Genomic DNA, 19793 nt, shown 5'->3' on the forward strand with positions numbered 1-19793 from the left:
AAGGAAATGAAAATGAAAAATTCAACTGATTTAAAGACACTGCTGCTTGCAATTAACCATAAAAGTTATCCGGCTTATAAAGATACCCGGGGGAGCTACCAGTTCCCCGGGTATCTTCTGTCCATTGACCATGTACAGGGAGATCCTTTTGCCTCCCCCTCCAAGGTAAGTCTGGTCATCGAGGGCAGACAGGCCGGCTTCCCCGCCGGACTTTTTGACACGTCCTACAAGCGGACCGCACTCTGCGACTACCTCACCCGTATTTTCGCCCAGAAAATTGACCGCTATAATTTCAAGGCCAAAGGCTCCGGCAAAAGCGGCCTCATATCTGTCAGCCGGTGCGGACAAGAGGTTTTGGAGCGTACTGCCTGCACCATCCACCCCAGGACAGGTACTCTTACAGTTCATCTGGAAGTGGGCTTTCCGGCCAACGGCAGAACCATTAATTCCTCAGAGCTCATCAAAATCCTCTATGATTTTCTCCCTGACTGCGTCACCTCCTCCTTTTATTATCAGAAGCTGAATGCCCGTCAGGTGGCCGAAGTCATCTATCTGGCAGAAGACCAGGAATATATCCGCAGCCAGCTTTCCTCCCTGGGGCTCACCGCTTTTGTGGCAAATGGCTCCATTCTTCCAAGGGAAAGCGGCGTCTCCAGCCGTCCCATGCGGCAGGCAATCCCCTTCCAGTCCCCCAAGTCTCTGGAGGTAACTCTGGAACTTCCCCACCGGGGAACACTTTCCGGTATGGGGCTGCGAAAAGGCATCACCATCATTGTGGGGGGCGGATATCACGGAAAATCAACGCTCCTGAAGGCACTGGAACTGGGTGTATACAATCATATTAAGGGAGATGGAAGAGAGTATGTCATCACGGATCCCACTGCCGTTAAAATCCGGGCGGAAGACGGGCGGAGCATTAAAAAAACGGATATTTCTCTGTTTGTCAATGACCTGCCGAACGGAAAAGACACTGTTTCCTTCACCACAGAAGATGCCAGCGGCAGCACCTCTCAGGCCGCCAATGTAATAGAAGCCATGGAGGCGGGGACCTCCCTCTTTCTCATCGATGAGGATACCAGCGCCACCAACTTTATGATCCGGGATGAGCTGATGCAGCGTGTGGTTCACAGGGATCAGGAGCCTATCACCCCGTTCCTTGAGAGAGTCCGCCACCTGTACGAAGCATACGGAATATCCTCCGTGATTGTGGCCGGCAGTTCCGGTTCCTTTTTCCACATTGCCGATCGGGTGATTCAGATGGACCGGTATCTCCCCAGGGATATCACCGAACTGGCAAAAGAAGAAGCCAAAGCGTTTCCTGCCCTCACCCTCCCCGGCAAGCTTCCTGCCGCCCCCTCTTTCCTGCGGACGCCTGGTTACAGCTCTTCCGTAAAGGGAAACAGCCGCGTAAAGATTAAGGTAATGGGAAAAGACGGAATATCCATGAACAAAGAGACCATTGATTTAAGGTATGTGGAACAGCTGGCAGACAGTGAACAGACCGCAGCCCTGGGTTACATGATAAAATATGCGGAGTGTAATCTTCTGGATGGAAAAAAAGATTTACGAACCATCGTGGACCTTCTGGAGCAGCTCATCCGCCAGAAAGGACTGGCCGCAGTCACTGAGAGCAGTTATCTCCCCTCCAACCTGGCCATGCCAAGGAGGCAGGAGATCTTTGCCTGCTTTAACCGGTACAGAGGATTATCCCTGAAGTAATCTTCCCCTTTTTCAGCAGGGTACTCATCTGCACTTTTCCTTCTTTTTAACCTTTAGACTGGCAAACCTTCTTTTATTAGTGCTATAATAGTGTCAATACTCAAGTCTATCATAATGTAGGAGGAATAACATATGCCACATCTTTTTGAGCCTTTCATTACCAAACATCTGACGTTAAGAAACAGACTGGTCTTTCCGCCCATGGCCACAGCCAAATGCCAGGCTGACGGTATCATCACCCAGGACGTTCTGGATTACTACCGGCAGAGGTCCCAGGGGGGCTATATCGGAATGATCATTGCAGAGCACAGCTATATTTCCCCCCAGGGGAAAGCCGCGGCCCATCAGATGGGGATTCACAGCGACGACTGTCTCCCCGGTCTGAGGCAGCTGGCGGATGTCATAAAGAAGGACGGCAGCAAAGCCGTCATTCAGATCAATCATGCAGGAAGCGCCTGTGATCCTGCTCTGAATCACCATCCCACCCTGGCCCCCTCTCCCATTAAAAATATACGCAAAGGGTTTCTCCCGGACAAGGTTATGGACAAAGATGACATGCTTCAGGTCATTGAAGAATTTCAGCTGGCCGCCCGGCGGGCCAAGGCTGCCGGCTTTGACGGGGTGGAGATTCACTGTGCCCACGGATACCTTCTGAATCAATTCTACTCTCCTCTCAGCAACCGCCGCACGGACGAATACGGAGGTTCCCTGGAAAACCGCCTTCGTCTGCCCCTGGAGGTTGTCACTGCGGTCCGCTGTGAGGTAGGCCCGGACTATCCGGTTCTGCTTCGTCTGGGCGCCTGTGATTACATGGAAGGAGGCACCGTACTGGAAGACAGCATCGCAGCCGCAAAAATGTTTGAGAAAGCAGGCGTTACCATCCTGGACATCTCCGGCGGCCACTGCGGATATACCATCCCGGAAGCTTCCGCCCAGCCACAGGGCTATTTCTCTTCCCTGACCCAGCCCATCAAACAAGCCGTATCCCTTCCTGTGATTCTTACAGGGGGAATCACGGACGCCAGGGCTGCCGATCACCTTTTGGTTTCAGAAAAAGCAGATTTGGCGGGCGTAGGCAGGGCTATCTATAAAGACCCCGCGTGGATGCAGAGGGCCTGTGAGGAGTACCTTCTATAATCCAAGTGACAACCGGCGGTCTTAGTGCTATACTATAAACCAGAGACTTCTCTTAATTTCGTATTACAGAAAGGCAGGTATTATATGAGTTTCAAAGAGATAACACCAGAGCAATTACAGTTCAATCCCTTTACTAAAATCGGAAAAGAATGGCTGCTCATCACTGCAGGCACCAAAGATAAATTCAATACCATGACCGCAAGCTGGGGCGGTGTGGGCGTATTCTGGGGCAAGAACACAGTGACCACTTATATCCGTCCCCAGAGATATACAAAGGAATTTGTGGATGCCAATGACACGTTTACTCTTGCATTCTTTGACCCGTCCTACAAAAAGGCCCTGAATCTCTGCGGCACCGTATCCGGAAGAGATACAGACAAAGTAAAGGACGCGGGACTGACCCCTCTTTTTGTGGATGAAACGGTTGCGTTTGAGGAGGCAAATCTCATTCTCGTGTGCAAAAAAATGTATCAGGACGCCATGCCGCCGGAAAACTTTATTGCAAAAGAAATGGACGAAAAATGGTATCCCAATAAAGACTATCACACTATGTATATTTCAGAGATTGTAAAGGTACTGGAAAAGGAATAGGATAACGTAAAAGAGGGCAGGGAGTTCTGTAGATTCTCCCTGCCCTCTCCTATGGATTGCCATTCATTTCACAGCAAATTCCGGGAACTTTTCCTGGAATACGTTCTGTGCCATTCTGCGTATCTCGTCCTCCATCTCTTCATATCTGCGCAAAAGTGAGTTTCCTTCTTCTGTCAGGAAGCTGGCGCCCCCGCTTTTTCCCCCATGCTGTCTTTTAATCACCCGGTACCCCAGCTGTTCCTCCGCCCTGTTGATGATGGTCCAGCCTTTGGTGTAGGACATATTCATCTGCCTGCAGGCTTCTTTCATGGATCCGGTATACTGCAACAGTGTCAGAAGCTGGGCCGTGCCCGGTCCGAAGATCTGCTGTTCTTTCATAATCCTCACAGTAACGGATGCCGTATAGAGCTGACGGCTCCTCTCTTCCAGAAGCTCTTCGTTCCCGTTGACTTCCCCTGCCCTGAGAAGAATTCCTTCATCCTCCACCTGCACCAGAGTACGTCCGCAGGATGCTGACTGCATGGCCCCTGCCAATCCCCGGCTGCCCTCATAGGACAAAAGTTCCGGGATCACAGAGGTATTGATAAGGACAGGATGGCCTTTTCTCTCCCGGTATACAGGCACTCCCAGAGGAGCCTGGGAATCCATCAGCTGATGGAGGGTATGAACTGACACCATGGGAAGATCCACAGGCGTGCAGATTACTTGTCCGCAGAGATCTTTTATATATTCCAGTCCTGCTTTGATGGTATCAAACATCTGGGCACTCTCATATTCGCCATAGTGCATACAGATGACTCCCATTTTGGACACCGCCTTTTCAAGCTCTTTTGCCCGGTATCCGGTAACCAGGACAATGGGAGAACACCCAGCCTGCCGGAGAGTCAAAATCAGCCTCTGAACAGCACTCAGGGCCCCTATTTCCAGCAAGGGCTTGAACTCTCCCCTGTAAAAGTCAGCCCTTGCAGCTGTAATCACTGCACCGGTACGTATCTTGTTTTCCATAGGTTGCTCTCCTTATCTCTCCGTCAGCACTTCCTGCTTTCTTCTGGCTCTCTCCCGTATGAGTTCCCCGGCAATGCTAATGGCTATCTCTGCCGGTGTCTCTGCCTGAATATCGGTTCCCACAGGCATATGGCATCCGGCAACCTCTTCCTCCGTAAATCCCTGTTCCAGCAGTTTTTCAGTAACTGCGGCAATCTTCCGGCGGCTGCCCATGATTCCGATATAATAAGGCCTCCGCTTTAATACCTGCGCCTGGACCTGCAGATCCGACAGGTGGCCTCTGGTCATAATAATCACGTAATCTTCTTCTGTAATGGTGACATAGTCCCCGATTCTGGAAAAATCACAAACCAGTACCTCCCTGGCTCCGGGAAATCGCTCAGGACTGGCAAACTCTGCCCTGTCGTCCAGAACCACGCAGGAAAAATCCAGGTGGCTGAGCACCGGAACTGTCTCCTGTGCTACGTGTCCGCCGCCAAACACGTACACCTTCCCGGACGGCAGCAGGGGTTCGCTGTACAGACATCTGCTTTTTTCCCGGAGGAATACCGCCCGGTTTTTAAGCGGCAGATTTCCAAGGGGACCTTCCATTCCCCAAAGCCCCTGTTTCTTCGTATATATCCCCATAATCCAGGATTCCTCTTCCGTAATTTCCAGGATCAGCCAGGCGCTTTCTTCCCCCCGGCACATCTCCTTTATTTTCCTGCAGAGCACGCGTACTTTATCGTCCTCCCTGGACAGGAACTGGAAATAAACAGTGATCCGTCCTCCGCAGATCATACCCAGATCAGCCGCCTGACCGGGTGCCAGACTGTAGTCCTGAATGAGTGATTTTTTACTTCTCAGCACCTCAGATGCCATTTTCACAGCCTCATATTCCACGGCGCCTCCCCCTATGGTTCCCAGGCACTCCCCATTCTCACTTACCAGCATCTTCGCCCCGGCCCCTCTGGGGGCGGAACCGGATCCGTCTATTATTGTAACAATTACAACATCCTGCCCAGACTCCAGCCTTTCACTTGCCTCTTGAAATACTTTATACATGTTATCCCATCCTGCCATTTTTATCATTATTGTACAAAAGTTGCTGTCGAGTGTCAATCATATGTTATTCGGCGATTTTTCCGGTAAAATTTCAGAGATTCTGGCGACACTGTTCATACAGTTCAAAGCCAGTGTATTGAAATAAATCTCCTCCTCCAGCTTCCCATAGGCCCGAAACTCACTGCCTGCTGTGAGGAAACTGTTCAGTTCATTCTTTGTAAATCCCCTGCGAATCCGCTTTAACGCCTGCTCCATATTCCCGAGAAGTTCCTCAATGGCAGGATTTTCCCTGGAGCTTACCTTATATTTCTTTAAATACGCATGAATCTGCTCGATCTCTGAGAGGAGTCTGCGGTTGATGGGCAGCAGCCGGCTGTAGAACTGCTTCTCATTTTCCCCCATATTTTCCTTCATATAATTCCGGATCTCCTCAGAAAGCAGATTTGAAACCATCATATACTCCCGAAGCAGACTGCGATCCTCTTCATCATACAGGCTTTTTTGCAGTTCACCCACCAGCTTCTCATCAATATCAAGCAGATCGTTCACGCTTTTCAGGAATTCCGATTTTGCAGTAATCGGAAGAATAAAACGGTTGGCCAGCCATACGGTCACAGCGGCCAGTCCCACACATACAATGCGGAGCGCAATGGCATGCCCCGTATCCAGGCTTAAGGTAGTCAGGGCCATACCGTAGCAGGTACTGTACATGGGCATCGTCCAGGAGGTGACCGGTACATAGTACATGAGGCATGTCATCACCACTATGATCCCGATATGCCCCCAGAAGGTCTTAAAAATCTCGGTCAGGAAAAAGGTGATAAAAAGTCCCGTCACAGTGCCGATGATACGGTTGTTCAGCTTGAGCATGCTTTCTTCTGAATATGGCATCAGCATTAAAAAAGCGCTCATGGGAAACCAATAGCCGTGTTCCAGGGAAGTAATCCTGCAAAAGGCAAATGAAATACAGAGCACCACCGACAGCCTCAGGGCAAACCGTACCTGAAATCTGTCCGGATGAAAGTTCCGAAAAAACGCTTTCGGGCTTCCTGTCCTGCCTCTGGACCGCCTCCACTCCCTCTCCCTGTTTGCTTTATCCGTGGATACTGCTTCCTTTAAAGCAAACCCGATAAGCCCGAGAATAAACTCCATTGCCTGATTCAGCTTCTCATCCTCCAGTCTCTCGTGGCTCTGGAAGTGATGAATCTCTGTGATCAATCCTTGATTATCCGCCTCATTCATCTGCTGTTCCACATCCCGGAAGACCCTTGCCAGCTGCCTGTGATACCGCTGCTCTTTGAATGCCGTACACTTTTTGGGATCGGAGAGCTCTGTCATATAGTAGCGGAACCGCTGAAAGACAATCATAAAGTAATAATTTATCTTTCCATATCGATCCGCCAGATACCTGTAGTTCCTGCTGGCATAGATCACCTGGTTCATATGGTACATCATCTGGACCAGATCCGCCATATCCCTCTGATCTCTCCTTCCCTCCGAAAGTTTCTCCAGCTGCAGCGCCATATTTGCCATCCCCCTGCGCACGGTTCCATAATGCCGCTTTTTTCGGAATATCTTTCGGTGAAGGTATAAAACTGCCGTCAGAAAACAAAACGCGTACAGCAGCGCCCCCATACGTACCGGAAGCAGCTTTGCCGGTATGGGCAGCAGCTGCAGAAAGACAAACGCCATTCCATACACAAAATAGGCTTTTGGTGTAAATTTGTCCGTGAGAAGATACACAAGCAGAAAGGGAACCAGCAGGTTCAGAAGAATACAGAGGGGGAGATTCAGTGTCGCCCCATAGGCAGCCAGACCTGCCAGCAGAATCCTTCCGTAAGCCTGGAGCAATTCCCGGAAAGTAAAATCCTGCGTACTTTTTGTCTTGAAAAAGAGAGTTAAAAACGAAACCAAAATCACCTGTTTAGAACCAAAAAGAAAAAATATAGTAAAAAATAAAAAGAGAGAGACAAAAATGGTGGGAAAAGCGGAACGCCATCTTTTCAGCACCTGTGCCATCTTTCCATTATCTGTCATGGTCCTTTCCCGCCGGCTTGCACTTATCATCATTTGTCTCCTCCCTTCTGTCTTAAATGGAATCAGGGACACTGCCGGCAAGCAGTGTCCCTTTTATTGTATCCCCTTTTACAGCAAATAGGAATAGTCTTTTATTACGGCTGCCATGAGATCTCTCAGGCCTTTGGGGATTCTCTCGTTATCCTCAGTAACTTTCAGAGTTACTTCATTCCCAAACAGTCTTACCCTGCACACTCCGGCCTCTCTGTCCAGTACAGCGAAGCCCTGGTTCTTGCTGTCTGCCATATCCTTCTCATTGGCAAACAGTGTGAACTTATCCAGATAAGGTGCACTGGCATATGGGCAGAAGCTCTTGCAGTTGCCGCATTCATTGCACATATAGTCCACGTGGATAATCTGGGCCATAGGCATTCCCGGCACCTCGATGGATATATTTGCCCGGTTTGGACATACATCCACACAGTTTTCACAGACAGCAGCACAGTTCAGACAGCGTCTGCTCTCATGAGGAGCCTCGTTTTCACTGACCAGAACCCCTTTCTTGGCAAAACACTCTTCCCTGGAGCCTTCTTTTTCACATTCACTGACTGCAGGACTTCCAAGGATCGCCGCAGCCACCTTCTGCGCATCCCGGATTCCCTCCACGACAGTCGCCGGACCGCCCAGGCCGTCACCAGCCAGGTAAATCCCCTTCTGACTGGATTCCAGGGTTTTGTCGTCTCTGTAAGCTCTTCCCCTGTCGTCTGTATTCAGCCCATTGGCCTGGTAAAATTCTGTGGGAACTTTCTCGCCTACCGCAACAATTACTGTGTCGGCCGGCACCGATTCCTTTTCCCCAGTCCCGCTTACGCTCTGCCGTCCGGATGCATCCAGGGCCCCCAGCTGCATCTTTTCACAGAGAAGCTGGCCGTTTTCCAGAGATATAGGGGCCAGAAGCTCCCTGAAGATAACCCCGTCTTCTTCTGCCATAACTAATTCTTCCTCGTCAGCCGGCATATAGCGTTTGGTTCTCCGGTATACCAGATAGACATGTTCCACCCCTTTGGTGCGTTTCGCCGCTCTTGCCGTATCCATGGCAGTATTTCCGCCTCCGATAACAACCACATTTCTGCCCAGAGAGAGAGCTCCGTCTTTTTCCTTGAATTCCCTCAGGAATTTCAGGGCATTCATGGTTTCCCCTTTCTCCAGCTTCAGGCTTCCGGGCTTGGAGGCACCCAGTGCAAGAACGACAGAGGTGAATCCCTCCGCTTTTAGTTCCTCCAGAGAAGTTATCTCTGTATTGGTCTTAACCGTCACACCCAGCTTTTCAATAAGGGCAATGTCTTTGTCAATAGCTTCCCCGGAAATCCGGAATCCCGGGATTACATTGCGGACCACACCCCCGAGAGAAGCCTCTTTCTCGAATACTGTAACTCCCACGCCTTCCCGGGCCAGAAAATAGGCGGCAGCAATACCTGCCGGTCCTCCCCCGACTACAGCAACCTTTTCCGCTCCGTTTACGGGAACCGGCTGAATCCTGGAGGCGACGGCATCATAAGCCTTCTCTGCTGCTTCCAGCTTCACGCCGCGGATGTTGACAGACTCCTCGTAGAAATTCCTGGTGCATTTTCCCATACAGTTATGGGCACAGATAGTACCGGTGATAAAGGGCAGAGGATTTTTCCGCAGGATAACCTGAAGCGCCTCCTCATACCTTCCCTCTCCAGCCAGAGCTATATAGTTGGTGATATCCTGGTGAATGGGACATCCCTCCTCACAGGGTGCCATAAAACAGTCCAGAAGAGGAACCGTATCCTTTGTCTTTCTGCCGGGAAGCGGTTTCGCAGCCTTCACATGGTGGCTGTCTTTTTTTGCGTCCTCTGCCAGCTTTGACAGTGCATCCACATCTACCCTGCAAAACGGCCGGCAGCCCTGCTTTGCCAGCAGCTCTGCCATCTGCGTGCCCCTGTTATATCCTCCGGGCTTTAACAGGGTAGTTGCCACAGTAACCGGCCAGATACCGGCGCCGATAATTCGGCCGATATTATAATAATCTGCTCCTCCTGAGTAGGCAATGCGGAGTTTTCCGTCAAACTCTTTGGAAAGTTTTGCGGCCAGGGAGATGGACAGCGGGAAGAGAGATTTTCCTGACATATACATCTCCTCGCTGGGAAGCTCACTTCTGGTGACATCTACCGGGAAGGTATTGGTAATCTTTACGCCGAATGCCAGCCCCAGTTCCTCAGACAGCTTCATCAGCCGGCGGAACATGGGAATAGCGTCCTCATACTGGAGATCGTCTTTAAAGTGGAAATCTCCGAATACCATATAGTCATATCCCATATCGTCCATAGTTTTTCTGGCAAAATCATATCCCAGAAGAGTGGGATTGCACTTGATAAAGGTATTCATATGTTTTTCTGTAAACAAATAATTGGCTATGCTCTCAATCTCCTGGGGCGGACATCCGTGCAGGGTGGAAATGGTAGCGGAGTTGCAGATATCGGAAGGAATGTTCTCCACGTCCTCTGCCGTGAACTGTTCAAACAGATCTATATGGTCCAGAAGCCACTGCCTGCACTCCCTGAAGATATCCGTATCCTTAGCTTCCTTCATGCTCTCAATGAATGTATCGATCTTTTCCGATTTGATTCCTGCCAGATCATACCCCACGCTGATGTTGAACTGAAAACCGTCCTGGCTTCCCAGCCCCCATTCCTTTGCCATCACGTGGAGGGCAAACCATGCCTTGATGTATTCCCCCATAGCCTGGGGTACAAACAGTTCTGTGGACCACTCACAGTTATAGCATTCATCCTCTGCCAGGATACAGGGCTTGTTTACGCAGGCAGACAGTTCGTCTCCGTCCATAATCTGTACAGTCTTCAGCTCAAAAAAACGGCTTCCTGTATAGTAAGCAGCGATAATATTCTGTGCCAGCTGGGTATGAGGACCTGCGGCCGGTCCGATTGGAGTCTCCAGCTTTCTTCCAAACAATTCCAGAGTCTCATCCCCCGCAGCATAAGGGCTGTGGGTGCCAAATACTGTATTTCTCTTCTTTTTTTCCTCCATCATCCAGGTCATTAACTGGGAAAATGGCATACATGTCATCCGATCACTCATTTTTATCTACCTCCCGCACTATCTGCTGTTAATATCATCTGCCAATTTTTTGGCTTCTTCTCTGCACCTTGCCAGAGCTGCTTCCTCATCAATGCCGGTAAGCACTCTGTCCCTCATCAATACTTTTCCGTTGCATACAGTGGTCGTAGTATCTCTTCCCTGCATGCCAAACAGGATGTGCCCGTTGCAGTTGTCTCCATTCATAGGAGTCAGCGGATCATAATCTACGACTATCACATCCGCAGCCGCACCTTTTTTCAGTACCCCCAAAGGCTTTTTAAAATAGCGTCCCGCTATCCTGGCATTTCCCTCGAACAGCATCTGGGGAACCTCCGCCCAGGCAGCGTTGGGATCGCATAGATGGTGTTTGTGAAGTACATTGGCTACTTTATAGGATTCTGTCATGTCATGGGTATACCCGTCGGTTCCAAGGCCTGTAAGGATTCCCTTGTGAACAATTGCCATAGTCGGCGGGCATCCGCAGGCATTCCCCATGTTTGATTCCGGATTATGTACCACCATGGTATCTGTCTCTTTGATCAGATCCATCTCGTGATCATTTACATAGATGCAGTGTCCAAGAAGCGTCTTATCCCCAAGCACATTGCAGTCCATCAGCCGGTCTACGATTCGTTTTCCATAGGTTTTCAGACAATGGTGGAGATCTTCTATCCCCTCCGCCACATGGATGTGGTATCCCACTTCCCCGGGTTTGTTCTCAGCCGCAAGGGCCATGGTCTCATCCGATATAGTAAAGGACGCATGCATTCCCATCATCCCCGCAATCATGCCGCTCTCATCTTCCAGGGCATGTTTTATAAATCTGGCATTTTCCATCACGGATTCTCTGGCCTTTTCTTTGCCGTCCCGATCCGACACTTCGTAGCACAGGCAGGTCCGGATTCCCAGCTCCTTTGCCGCGTCTTCTATGGTAAACAGGCTGTCTGTAATATGACCGAAGCTTGCATGGTGGTCAAACACTGTAGTCACCCCGTTTTTAATGGAGTCCATGTACGTTGCCAGGGCACTGTAACGGATCTGCTCCGGAGTCAGATGCCGGTCAATGGTCCACCACATACCGTCCAGGATATCCAGAAAACCGTCAGGATTATACCCATTGATGGACAGACCTCTGGCAAAGGCACTGTATATATGCTCATGCACATTGATAAAGGCGGGCATAATGATTTTTCCTTTTGCATCTATGTATTCTGTCTGCGGATAAGCACCTTTCACCGCTTCTGTGGTTCCTGTCATCACGATGGTGTTTCCATCCATAGCCACTGCCCCATTTTCGATAAATGGATTCTCTGCATCTCTTGTAATCATTCTCCCGTTGCCAATTACCAGCATATGTGTTACCTCCTTCATTTAGAAAAAAATATAAAAACCCTCTTGATAGTTAGAGTGTACCATGGAAAATAAGCAATAGCAATAGTTTTTACAAAAATTTTTAAGTATATCTAAAAATTTTTGTATGCCATGCCAGAAACTTCGCCAGACAGAAAAAAGCTGAGGAAAATTGTCCCAAAAACTCTGGGATTCCTCAACTTTTTCTTATGCTTTTTGAATTGTTTCAACTATTTTCTCAACTTCTCCACCTGGCTGTCCAGTTTATCCTTTTCCCTTGGAAAATAATCATAAAATGCCTGGGTAGCCGCCTTTGTAAAGACCTCCATCTCCTGGACAAGGCCTGTGTTCATCGGAAGCCTGTACGCATTCTGCAGTACTTCCTTTGCGATCTTCATGGTAATGTCTTCATCCTTCATGGACATTATTCCCATGAGCTTCGTTCCGTACCCCTTATCCGTCGCGCAGAGATGGTAGTAAAAGGAACAGAGATGATAGATCTCCCGGTAAAGGATCTCTCTGCCTGCCTCCCCATACTCTTCGGCCACGGAAAATCCCATTTTTTTAATGGTTTTCCTCAGCTCTTTTGCTGCATACCGGAAGCCGAAAATCCCCCCGTTATTCCTGGAAAGATAGAGCATTTCCATCCATCCTCCGATATAATTGTCCACCTGCTGGCCAGTGCTTTTTTTGTCCCTGGAGACATAACGTATTTCCCACAGCTTCTGCCTCAGCTCATTCTCCAAAACTCCCGGGTGCTGCTGTATCTCTTCCTCCAAAAGTATTCTTCTGAGCCCGGGATCCTTCTCGCTGTAGTAGCTCTCCGGCCATGTATTCTGCGTAGTGCCTTCCATATCTCCCGTTCCTCCTATTTTCCTCCCAGCATAAAGCTCACCAGAGCAGTTGCTATCGTCTTGCCTGACTTTTCTCCCGTGCATTTGGCAGATACGTTTACCAGATGCCTGCCGCACCGCTCCATCTTGGCGGTTACCAGCATATCATCCCCTTTCACTGCCGGAGAGAGGTAATTTATGGTGAGATTAATGGTGGGTGTGACCATATTTTTGCTCCTGTTTGCGGAGAGTATGCCGCAGGTAGTGTCCACTGCGGCGGCTATAAGTCCTCCGTGCATGGAGGACATATGGTTCAGCGCCCAGTCTTCCACGGGATAGCGCACCGTCAGCCACTCTTCCCTGGCGCTGCAGGCACAGAACCCGGGCTTCATCAAATTGTAAATATGCGTGTCCGGTTCTGCATCTATGCGTCTAATCCTTTCTCTCATCGCCTTCTCCATAGCTTCCTGCTCATCCCTCCAGAAAGCTTCGCTTTTATCTTGTTCTGTCATTTTATCTTCTCTCCTTTTCTCCTGTACCTTCTCTAATATTTCACTTCCGCCAGAACTAATCCCCTGGCAGGAGCCGTATAGCCTGCAAGTTTCCTGTTTCTTCCCACCAGAATCTCTTTCATAGAATCCGGACTCCGTTTCCCCTGTCCCACTTCTATCAGAGTACCCGTGAGGATACGCACCATATTGTACAAAAATCCATCCCCCTCATAAGTAATTTCAATTTCCCCGGCTTTTTCCCGGATGTCAATCCTTTGCAGTCTCCTCACCGTTGACTTTTTCATTCTTTTATTTGAACAGAAGCTTTTGAAATCGTGTTCCCCTGCCAGAATAGCCGCAGCCGCTCTCATCCCGGCCACATCCAGTTCCTTCCCCAGAGGATAGTAGTACTTTCTTTCAAAAACATTCTTATACGCCCCAGTGCCGATCCGGTAACGGTACACCTTTCCCGAAGCATTCAGCCTTGCATGAAAACGGTCAGCCGCCTGCCTTACCTCTGCAACCCCGATGTCCTCGGGCAGATACTGGTTCAGATACCGGCAGATTTCATCCTCGGAAGCATCCGTATCCAGAAACACACTGGCCACCTGGCCCAGTGCATGTACCCCTGCATCTGTCCTGCCGGCCCCCTGCACTTCCACAGGAGCCTGTACCATCCGTGAGAGAACCTCCTCAATCCTTCCCTGAATCGTATTCTCAGTGTTGCCCTGCCGCTGCCATCCGTCATACCGGGTTCCGTCGTATTGGATAATTAGTTTATAATTCATATGATTTGAGTCCTATCTGTGGTTTTTTGTATTATAACATAAAAATCTTTAAAATTAAATTATAGTTTTGTGTATGTGAAGTTCGGGGTTATGCAGTCGGCGAGCGAGGCGTTGCAGACGGACGGATATAGGAGGGAGCACCGGGGGGACAGGGCCAGGCCAGGGGGCGGGGGATAGGGACAAGTCAGCTCGAGGCTCCGCTCCCCTCAGCTAAGTCCTACCAGCTGCTAAGCTCGTCAGGGAGCCTTCCTCGCTAAACAGCTGGTGGACTGGATCTTCGGCTCACTCCGCTTAACCTCCCTGACTTGTCCCTATCCCCCGCCCCCTGGCCTGGCCCTGTCTCCCCGGTGCTCCCTCCTATATCCTGGCAGAGACTTACTTCACATTCACGGAAAACGGTGGGGAAGGTCGAGAATTAAACATTTTCATCTTATTTAGCACTATTGTCGGCTCGATGTTTTGGATAAACAACTAAACCCGTTTCAATTATTTAATATACTTTGTCTGGCTATATTACATCTATATTCTATCTGTCAATTCTACGTGGAATATGACATTCCCCTTCTGATAAATCTCCCCCTGGAACTCCCTATACCCAGGTGAGAGGAATCCCGCGGCGGTGGGCGGGCTGGGTTGGGCGGGAGGGAGGCTTAAGGTCCGCGGACGGTTCCGCAGGAGTGAGTAGAGAGTCTTAGGCAAAACCGGGATTCACGCAGGAGATTTTTTCGGCAGTCCAGGCCGAAAAAAAGTGAGCATGGGCAGAGAATGCACATCAAGCATTCTTTGCACATACGAACGGTGCTCCGGCGGGGATTCCGGTTTTGTCTTAGACTCTCTTCGCGACGGAGGTGTCCCCGGAACTTAAGCCTCCCTCCCGTCCGGGCCAGCCAGCCCGCTGCCGCGGGATTCCTCTCACCGTCCCCCTGCCGCCTCATACCTTCCGACTTAGATCACCTTGAGCCGTAGTCCAAGTAATTGCATTAAATTCCAATTTTATTCTATCTGTATATTTTACAACTATACCCTATGTGTAAGATTTCATTCCCGTTCATATAAATCTCCCCCCTGGAACTCCCTATACCCAGGTGAGAGGAATCCTACGGCGGCGGGCGGGCTGGGTTGGGCGGGAGGGAGGCTTAAGTTCCGCGGACGATTCCGCTGGAGTGACTAGAGAGTCTTAGGCAAAACCGGGATTCCCGCTGGAGATTTTTTCGGCAGTCCAAGCCGAAAAAAAGTGAGCATGGGCAGAGAATGCACATCAAGCATTCTTTGCACATACGAGCGGTGCTCCGGCGGGGATTCCGGTTTTGTCTTAGACTCTCTTCACGACGGAGGTGTCCCCGGAACTTAAGCCTTCCTCCCGTCCAACCCAGTCCGCCCTCCGCCGCAGAATTCCTCTCACCGTCCCCCTGCCACCTCACACTTTCCGACTTGAATCATTTTAAGCTGAAGTCCAAGCGCTACACTCCTAAATCCCAATTTTCATAATCCCTTTCGTTTTTGGTAAATATATGGTAAACTACATCTATATCTGTGCTACAAACCTAATCTATTACAATCAAAGGAGAAATAAACACATGGGAGGCTTTTTTGGCGTTGCCGCAAAAGAAAACTGTACGCTGGATCTGTTTTACGGCGTTGATTACCACTCACATCTTGGTACAAGAAGAGGAGGAATGGCTGTCCACGGAGCAAAGGGCTTCAGCAGGGCCATTCACAACATTGAGAATTCTCCATTCCGCACCAAGTTCGAGCGTGATGTAGAGGAACTTCAGGGAAATCTGGGGATTGGATGTATCTCTGATTATGAGCCCCAGCCCCTTCTGGTACAGTCTCATCTGGGAAGTTTTGCAATTACTACCGTGGGTAAGATTAACAATCTAAACGAGCTGGTACAGCAGATTTATGCAAACGGACACACCCATTTCCTGGAAATGAGCGGCGGGCAGATCAATGCAACTGAATTGGTAGCTGCCCTTATGAATCAAAAAGATTCTATCTTAGAGGGAATCCAGTACGTACAGGAGATGGTTGACGGCTCCATGACACTTCTGCTTTTAACCCCTGAGGGGATATATGCCGCCAGGGATCGCTATGGGCGGACTCCTCTGGTAATCGGGGAAAAAGAAGGCGCTTACTGCGTTTCTTTCGAAAACTTTGCCTACATTAATCTGGGCTACAGCCATTATAAAGAGCTGGGACCGGGTGAGATCGCATTTGTGACCCCGGAGGCTGTGACAACCTTAAAGGCACCGGGGGATGAACTAAAGATCTGTTCCTTTCTCTGGGTATATTATGGGTATCCCACATCCTCGTATGAGGGAATTAATGTGGAAGAGATGCGTTACCGCTGCGGCAGTATGCTTGCCAAGAGAGATGAAAATCTGGTTCGTCCGGACAGTGTGGCCGGAGTTCCGGACTCCGGTGTGGCACATGCCATCGGCTATGCCAATGAATCCGGCATTCCGTATGCAAGGCCATTTATAAAATATACCCCTACATGGCCCCGCTCTTTTATGCCGCAAAACCAGGCCCAGAGGAATTTGATTGCCCGCATGAAGCTTATCCCTGTACATGCACTGATTAAAGGAAAAAAACTTCTGTTAATTGACGACTCTATTGTGCGCGGGACACAGCTGCGGGAAACCACGGAATTCCTGTACAACAGCGGTGCAAAAGAGGTACATGTACGCCCGGCATGCCCGCCTCTCATCTATGGATGCAAATATCTGAATTTTTCCCGTTCCAAATCAGAACTGGATCTTATCACCCGCAGGATTATCAGCGAACGGGAAGGGGAGCATGTGGAGGAAGCACTGGCTGACTACGCCGATCCTACTACTGAACGCTATGCGGCTCTGCTTGAGGCTATACGCAGGGAACAGAACTTTACCACCCTCCGTTTTCACCGTCTGGATGACCTGATTGCGTCCATCGGCCTGCCTCCCTGCAACTTGTGCACCTACTGTTTTAACGGCAAAGAATAAACCATACACATTTGAGAAAAGAGGTCATTTTTATGAACGAATACCAAGATATTACCATCGGTTTCCTGGGATACGGCAATATGGCTCAGGCGATTGCCCAGGGGCTGCTTTACAAAGAAGTGCTGAAGCCGGAGCAGATTTATGCCTGTGCGAAAAACTGGGATAAGCTCTGCAGAAATACACAGGATCAGGGGATGCACGCCTGCAGAGATGCCAGGGAAACCGTGTCCCGGTCCCAGATCGTCGTAATCGCTGTTAAGCCCTATATGGTAAAAGAAGTTATGGAACCTGTACGCGACTTGCTCCAGGATAAAATCATCCTGTCTGTGGCAGATGGCTATCCCTTTGATGCTCTGGAAGAGCTCCTTCCCGGCACCCATCATATCAGCTCAATCCCCAATACTCCGGTCGCTGTGGGAGAGGGTATCTTTATCTGTGAAGAACAGCATTCTCTCACAGAAGACGAGTTTTCTCTGCTCACAGGGCTTTTATCCCGCATCAGTCTGGTTCAGGTACTGGATTCTGCCCATGTGAGTGCTGCCGGCACCATCAGCGGCTGCGGGCCGGCATTCGCCAGTATGTTCCTGGAAGCACTGGGCGACGCAGGTGTCACCCACGGGCTTTCCAGACAGATGGCATACGCCCTGGCCAGTCAGATGATAGCGGGAACGGGAAAGCTTCATCTAATGTCAGGAAAACACCCTGGAGCAATGAAGGATTCCGTATGCTCTCCGGGAGGTACTACCATCGTCGGCGTTGCTGCCCTGGAGCGGGGTGGACTTCGCGCTGCAGTCTTAGATGCCGTGGATGCTGTGGAATGTAAAAAGAATAAAAAATAATATTTTTTTCAAAAACATATTGACAAATTTTCAAATGCTTTATATTATAATACCAACCAAAGCGAAACCGCAGAGTAAGAAGAGTAGATATCTTTCCTTTGTTTCCAGCGAGTCTCAGGTGGTGCGAGTGAGATAAGAAAGCAGATATTGAATGGGCTTATGAGGTCGGAAGGAAAGGCGCAGCCGAGTAATATCCGACGGGATGTTCACCCGTTATCAAGGAACCATGCATGTTAGTGTATGACAGAGTGGATGTATAACATCAATCCGGGTGGTACCGCAGAAGATCGTACGTAATACGGCTTTTGTCCCTGAACAAGGGGCAGAAGCCGTTTTTTTCTGCCTCTTTCTGAGAGATGCCACACATAGCTGACCAGTTCCGGGTTCGCAGGGGATACACAGCAACCAACCATCAGAAAGGAGAATATTGATTATGAAAAAAATTCCACACAGATTATATTTAACCGAGGAGCAGATGCCAAAACAATGGTATAACTTGCGTGCTGATATGAAGGAGCTTCCGGATCCTATGATTAATCCCGGCACAGGAAAGCCTGCCACAGAAGAGGATCTGTATCCTGTCTTCTGTGAAAAGCTGGCTCATCAGGAAATGGATAACGTAACCCGCTATGTGGATATCCCTGAGGAAATCCAGGATTTCTACAAAATGTACCGTCCTTCCCCTCTGATCCGCGCGTACAACCTGGAAAAGTATCTGGATACACCAGCCAAAATTTACTACAAATTCGAGGGGAATAATACCTCCGGAAGCCACAAACTGAACTCTGCCATTGCTCAGGCTTACTATGCCAAGGAACAGGGGTTAAAGGGTATCACCACAGAGACCGGCGCCGGACAGTGGGGTACTGCACTTGCAGAAGCCTGTGCCTTTTATCATCTGCCCCTTACGGTGTACATGGTAAAGTGCTCCTATGAACAAAAGCCTTTCCGCAAATCCGTGATTCATACCTTTGATGCAGACATTATCCCCAGTCCCAGCAATACCACCAATGTAGGCCGGGCAATCCTGGAAGCAAATCCAAATACCACAGGAAGTCTGGGGTGTGCGATTTCTGAGGCTGTGGAAAAGGCAGTTTCTACGGAGGGCTACAAATATGTACTGGGTTCTGTCTTGAATCAGGTACTGCTCCACCAGTCTGTCATCGGTCTGGAAAGCAAAACTGCCATGGAGATTCTGGATGAATATCCGGATGTAGTGGTAGGATGCGCCGGGGGCGGTTCAAACCTGGGAGGGTTGATTGCTCCATTTATGCAGGATAAATTAACGGGAAAATCGAATCCCAGAATCATAGCGGTAGAGCCGGCTTCCTGTCCGTCTCTCACCAGAGGACGTTATGCCTATGACTTCTGTGATACCGGAAAGGTAACTCCTATGGCCAGAATGTACACTTTGGGATGTGACTTTATTCCCTCCGCCAACCATGCCGGCGGTCTCCGTTACCATGGGATGTCTCCGATTCTTTCCAAGCTGTACCATGACGGTTATATGGAAGCTATGTCAGTGGAACAAACGAAAGTCTTCGATGCTGCCGTAACCTTTGCAAAGCAGGAGACCATTCTCCCTGCACCGGAGTCTGCCCATGCTATCTACGGAGCTGTGCAGGAAGCCTTAAAGTGCAAGGAATCAGGAGAGGCAAAAACCATACTTTTCGGCCTTACAGGAACCGGATATTTCGACATGGTTGCTTACCAGTCTTACATGGATAAAACCATGCAGGATTACATTCCCACCGACGAAGAGCTGGCGGCCAGCTTTGAAAGACTGCCAAAGATTCCCGGAATTCAGGAATAGTCTGTTCACTGTGCTAACATCAAAGGGGACGTTGTTCTTAACCAGAACAGCGTCCCC

14 protein-coding genes are annotated in these 19793 nt (G+C 49.6%); 6 read left to right on the top strand and 8 right to left on the bottom strand.

The window, feature by feature from the left end; genetic code table 11:
• Positions 1 to 12 precede the first annotated feature (12 nt).
• The 3 genes from ACGHCT_RS16850 (at position 13) to ACGHCT_RS16860 (ending at position 3447) form a co-directional block, all read left to right on the top strand.
• A complete protein-coding gene (locus ACGHCT_RS16850; RefSeq protein WP_072848773.1) occupies positions 13 to 1719 on the top strand; it encodes an ABC-ATPase domain-containing protein in 1707 nt (568 codons plus the stop codon).
• Positions 1720 to 1851: 132 nt separating this feature from the next.
• On the top strand, positions 1852 to 2856 hold the full coding sequence (locus ACGHCT_RS16855; RefSeq protein ID WP_390436981.1) for a tRNA-dihydrouridine synthase: 1005 nt from the start codon (positions 1852 to 1854) through the stop codon (positions 2854 to 2856).
• 84 nt (positions 2857 to 2940) lie between these two features.
• Positions 2941 to 3447, top strand: coding sequence for a flavin reductase (locus ACGHCT_RS16860; protein ID WP_072848633.1), 507 nt, complete (start codon positions 2941 to 2943; stop codon positions 3445 to 3447).
• Positions 3448 to 3510: 63 nt separating this feature from the next.
• On the opposite strand, the gene ACGHCT_RS16865 is transcribed toward ACGHCT_RS16860, so the two are convergent.
• The 8 genes from ACGHCT_RS16865 to truA form a co-directional block, all read right to left on the bottom strand.
• Complete coding sequence (locus ACGHCT_RS16865; protein WP_390436982.1) at positions 3511 to 4452, bottom strand: NTP transferase domain-containing protein; 942 nt, start codon at positions 4450 to 4452, stop codon at positions 3511 to 3513.
• A 12-nt stretch (positions 4453 to 4464) separates the two neighbouring features.
• A complete protein-coding gene (locus ACGHCT_RS16870) occupies positions 4465 to 5496 on the bottom strand; it encodes an XdhC family protein (protein WP_072848635.1) in 1032 nt (343 codons plus the stop codon).
• 57 nt (positions 5497 to 5553) lie between these two features.
• On the bottom strand, positions 5554 to 7566 hold the full coding sequence (locus ACGHCT_RS16875) for an FUSC family protein (protein ID WP_390436983.1): 2013 nt from the start codon (positions 7564 to 7566) through the stop codon (positions 5554 to 5556).
• 75 nt (positions 7567 to 7641) lie between these two features.
• Positions 7642 to 10635, bottom strand: coding sequence for a putative selenate reductase subunit YgfK (ygfK, locus tag ACGHCT_RS16880; RefSeq protein WP_390436984.1), 2994 nt, complete (start codon positions 10633 to 10635; stop codon positions 7642 to 7644).
• Between the two features lie 18 nt (positions 10636 to 10653).
• Entirely contained in the window at positions 10654 to 11988 is a 1335-nt protein-coding gene (gene ssnA / locus ACGHCT_RS16885) for a putative aminohydrolase SsnA (protein WP_072848637.1), read from the bottom strand.
• A 227-nt stretch (positions 11989 to 12215) separates the two neighbouring features.
• Positions 12216 to 12839, bottom strand: a complete 624-nt coding sequence (locus ACGHCT_RS16890; protein WP_072848638.1) for a DUF6553 family protein — start codon at positions 12837 to 12839, stop codon at positions 12216 to 12218.
• A gap of 14 nt (positions 12840 to 12853) precedes the next feature.
• Positions 12854 to 13330: a PaaI family thioesterase gene (locus tag ACGHCT_RS16895; protein WP_390436985.1), complete on the bottom strand. Its 477-nt coding sequence runs from the start codon at positions 13328 to 13330 to the stop codon at positions 12854 to 12856.
• A 32-nt stretch (positions 13331 to 13362) separates the two neighbouring features.
• A complete protein-coding gene (gene truA, locus ACGHCT_RS16900; protein ID WP_072848640.1) occupies positions 13363 to 14097 on the bottom strand; it encodes a tRNA pseudouridine(38-40) synthase TruA in 735 nt (244 codons plus the stop codon).
• Between the two features lie 1577 nt (positions 14098 to 15674).
• On the opposite strand from truA, the gene ACGHCT_RS16905 reads away from it, so the two are divergent.
• The 3 genes from ACGHCT_RS16905 (at position 15675) to ACGHCT_RS16915 (ending at position 19736) form a co-directional block, all read left to right on the top strand.
• Entirely contained in the window at positions 15675 to 17084 is a 1410-nt protein-coding gene (locus ACGHCT_RS16905) for an amidophosphoribosyltransferase (protein WP_072848641.1), read from the top strand.
• 32 nt (positions 17085 to 17116) lie between these two features.
• The gene (proC, locus tag ACGHCT_RS16910) at positions 17117 to 17923 is read left to right on the top strand and encodes a pyrroline-5-carboxylate reductase (protein WP_072848642.1); all 807 of its coding nucleotides are present in this window, start codon (positions 17117 to 17119) and stop codon (positions 17921 to 17923) included.
• A 433-nt stretch (positions 17924 to 18356) separates the two neighbouring features.
• Positions 18357 to 19736 carry a TrpB-like pyridoxal phosphate-dependent enzyme gene (locus ACGHCT_RS16915; RefSeq protein WP_390436986.1) on the top strand — a complete coding sequence of 460 codons (1380 nt, stop codon included), beginning with the start codon at positions 18357 to 18359 and terminating at the stop codon, positions 19734 to 19736.
• Positions 19737 to 19793 lie beyond the last annotated feature (57 nt).

It is taken from the genome of Lactonifactor longoviformis (assembly GCF_042848515.1).
Classification (GTDB): domain Bacteria; phylum Bacillota; class Clostridia; order Lachnospirales; family Lachnospiraceae; genus Lactonifactor; species Lactonifactor longoviformis.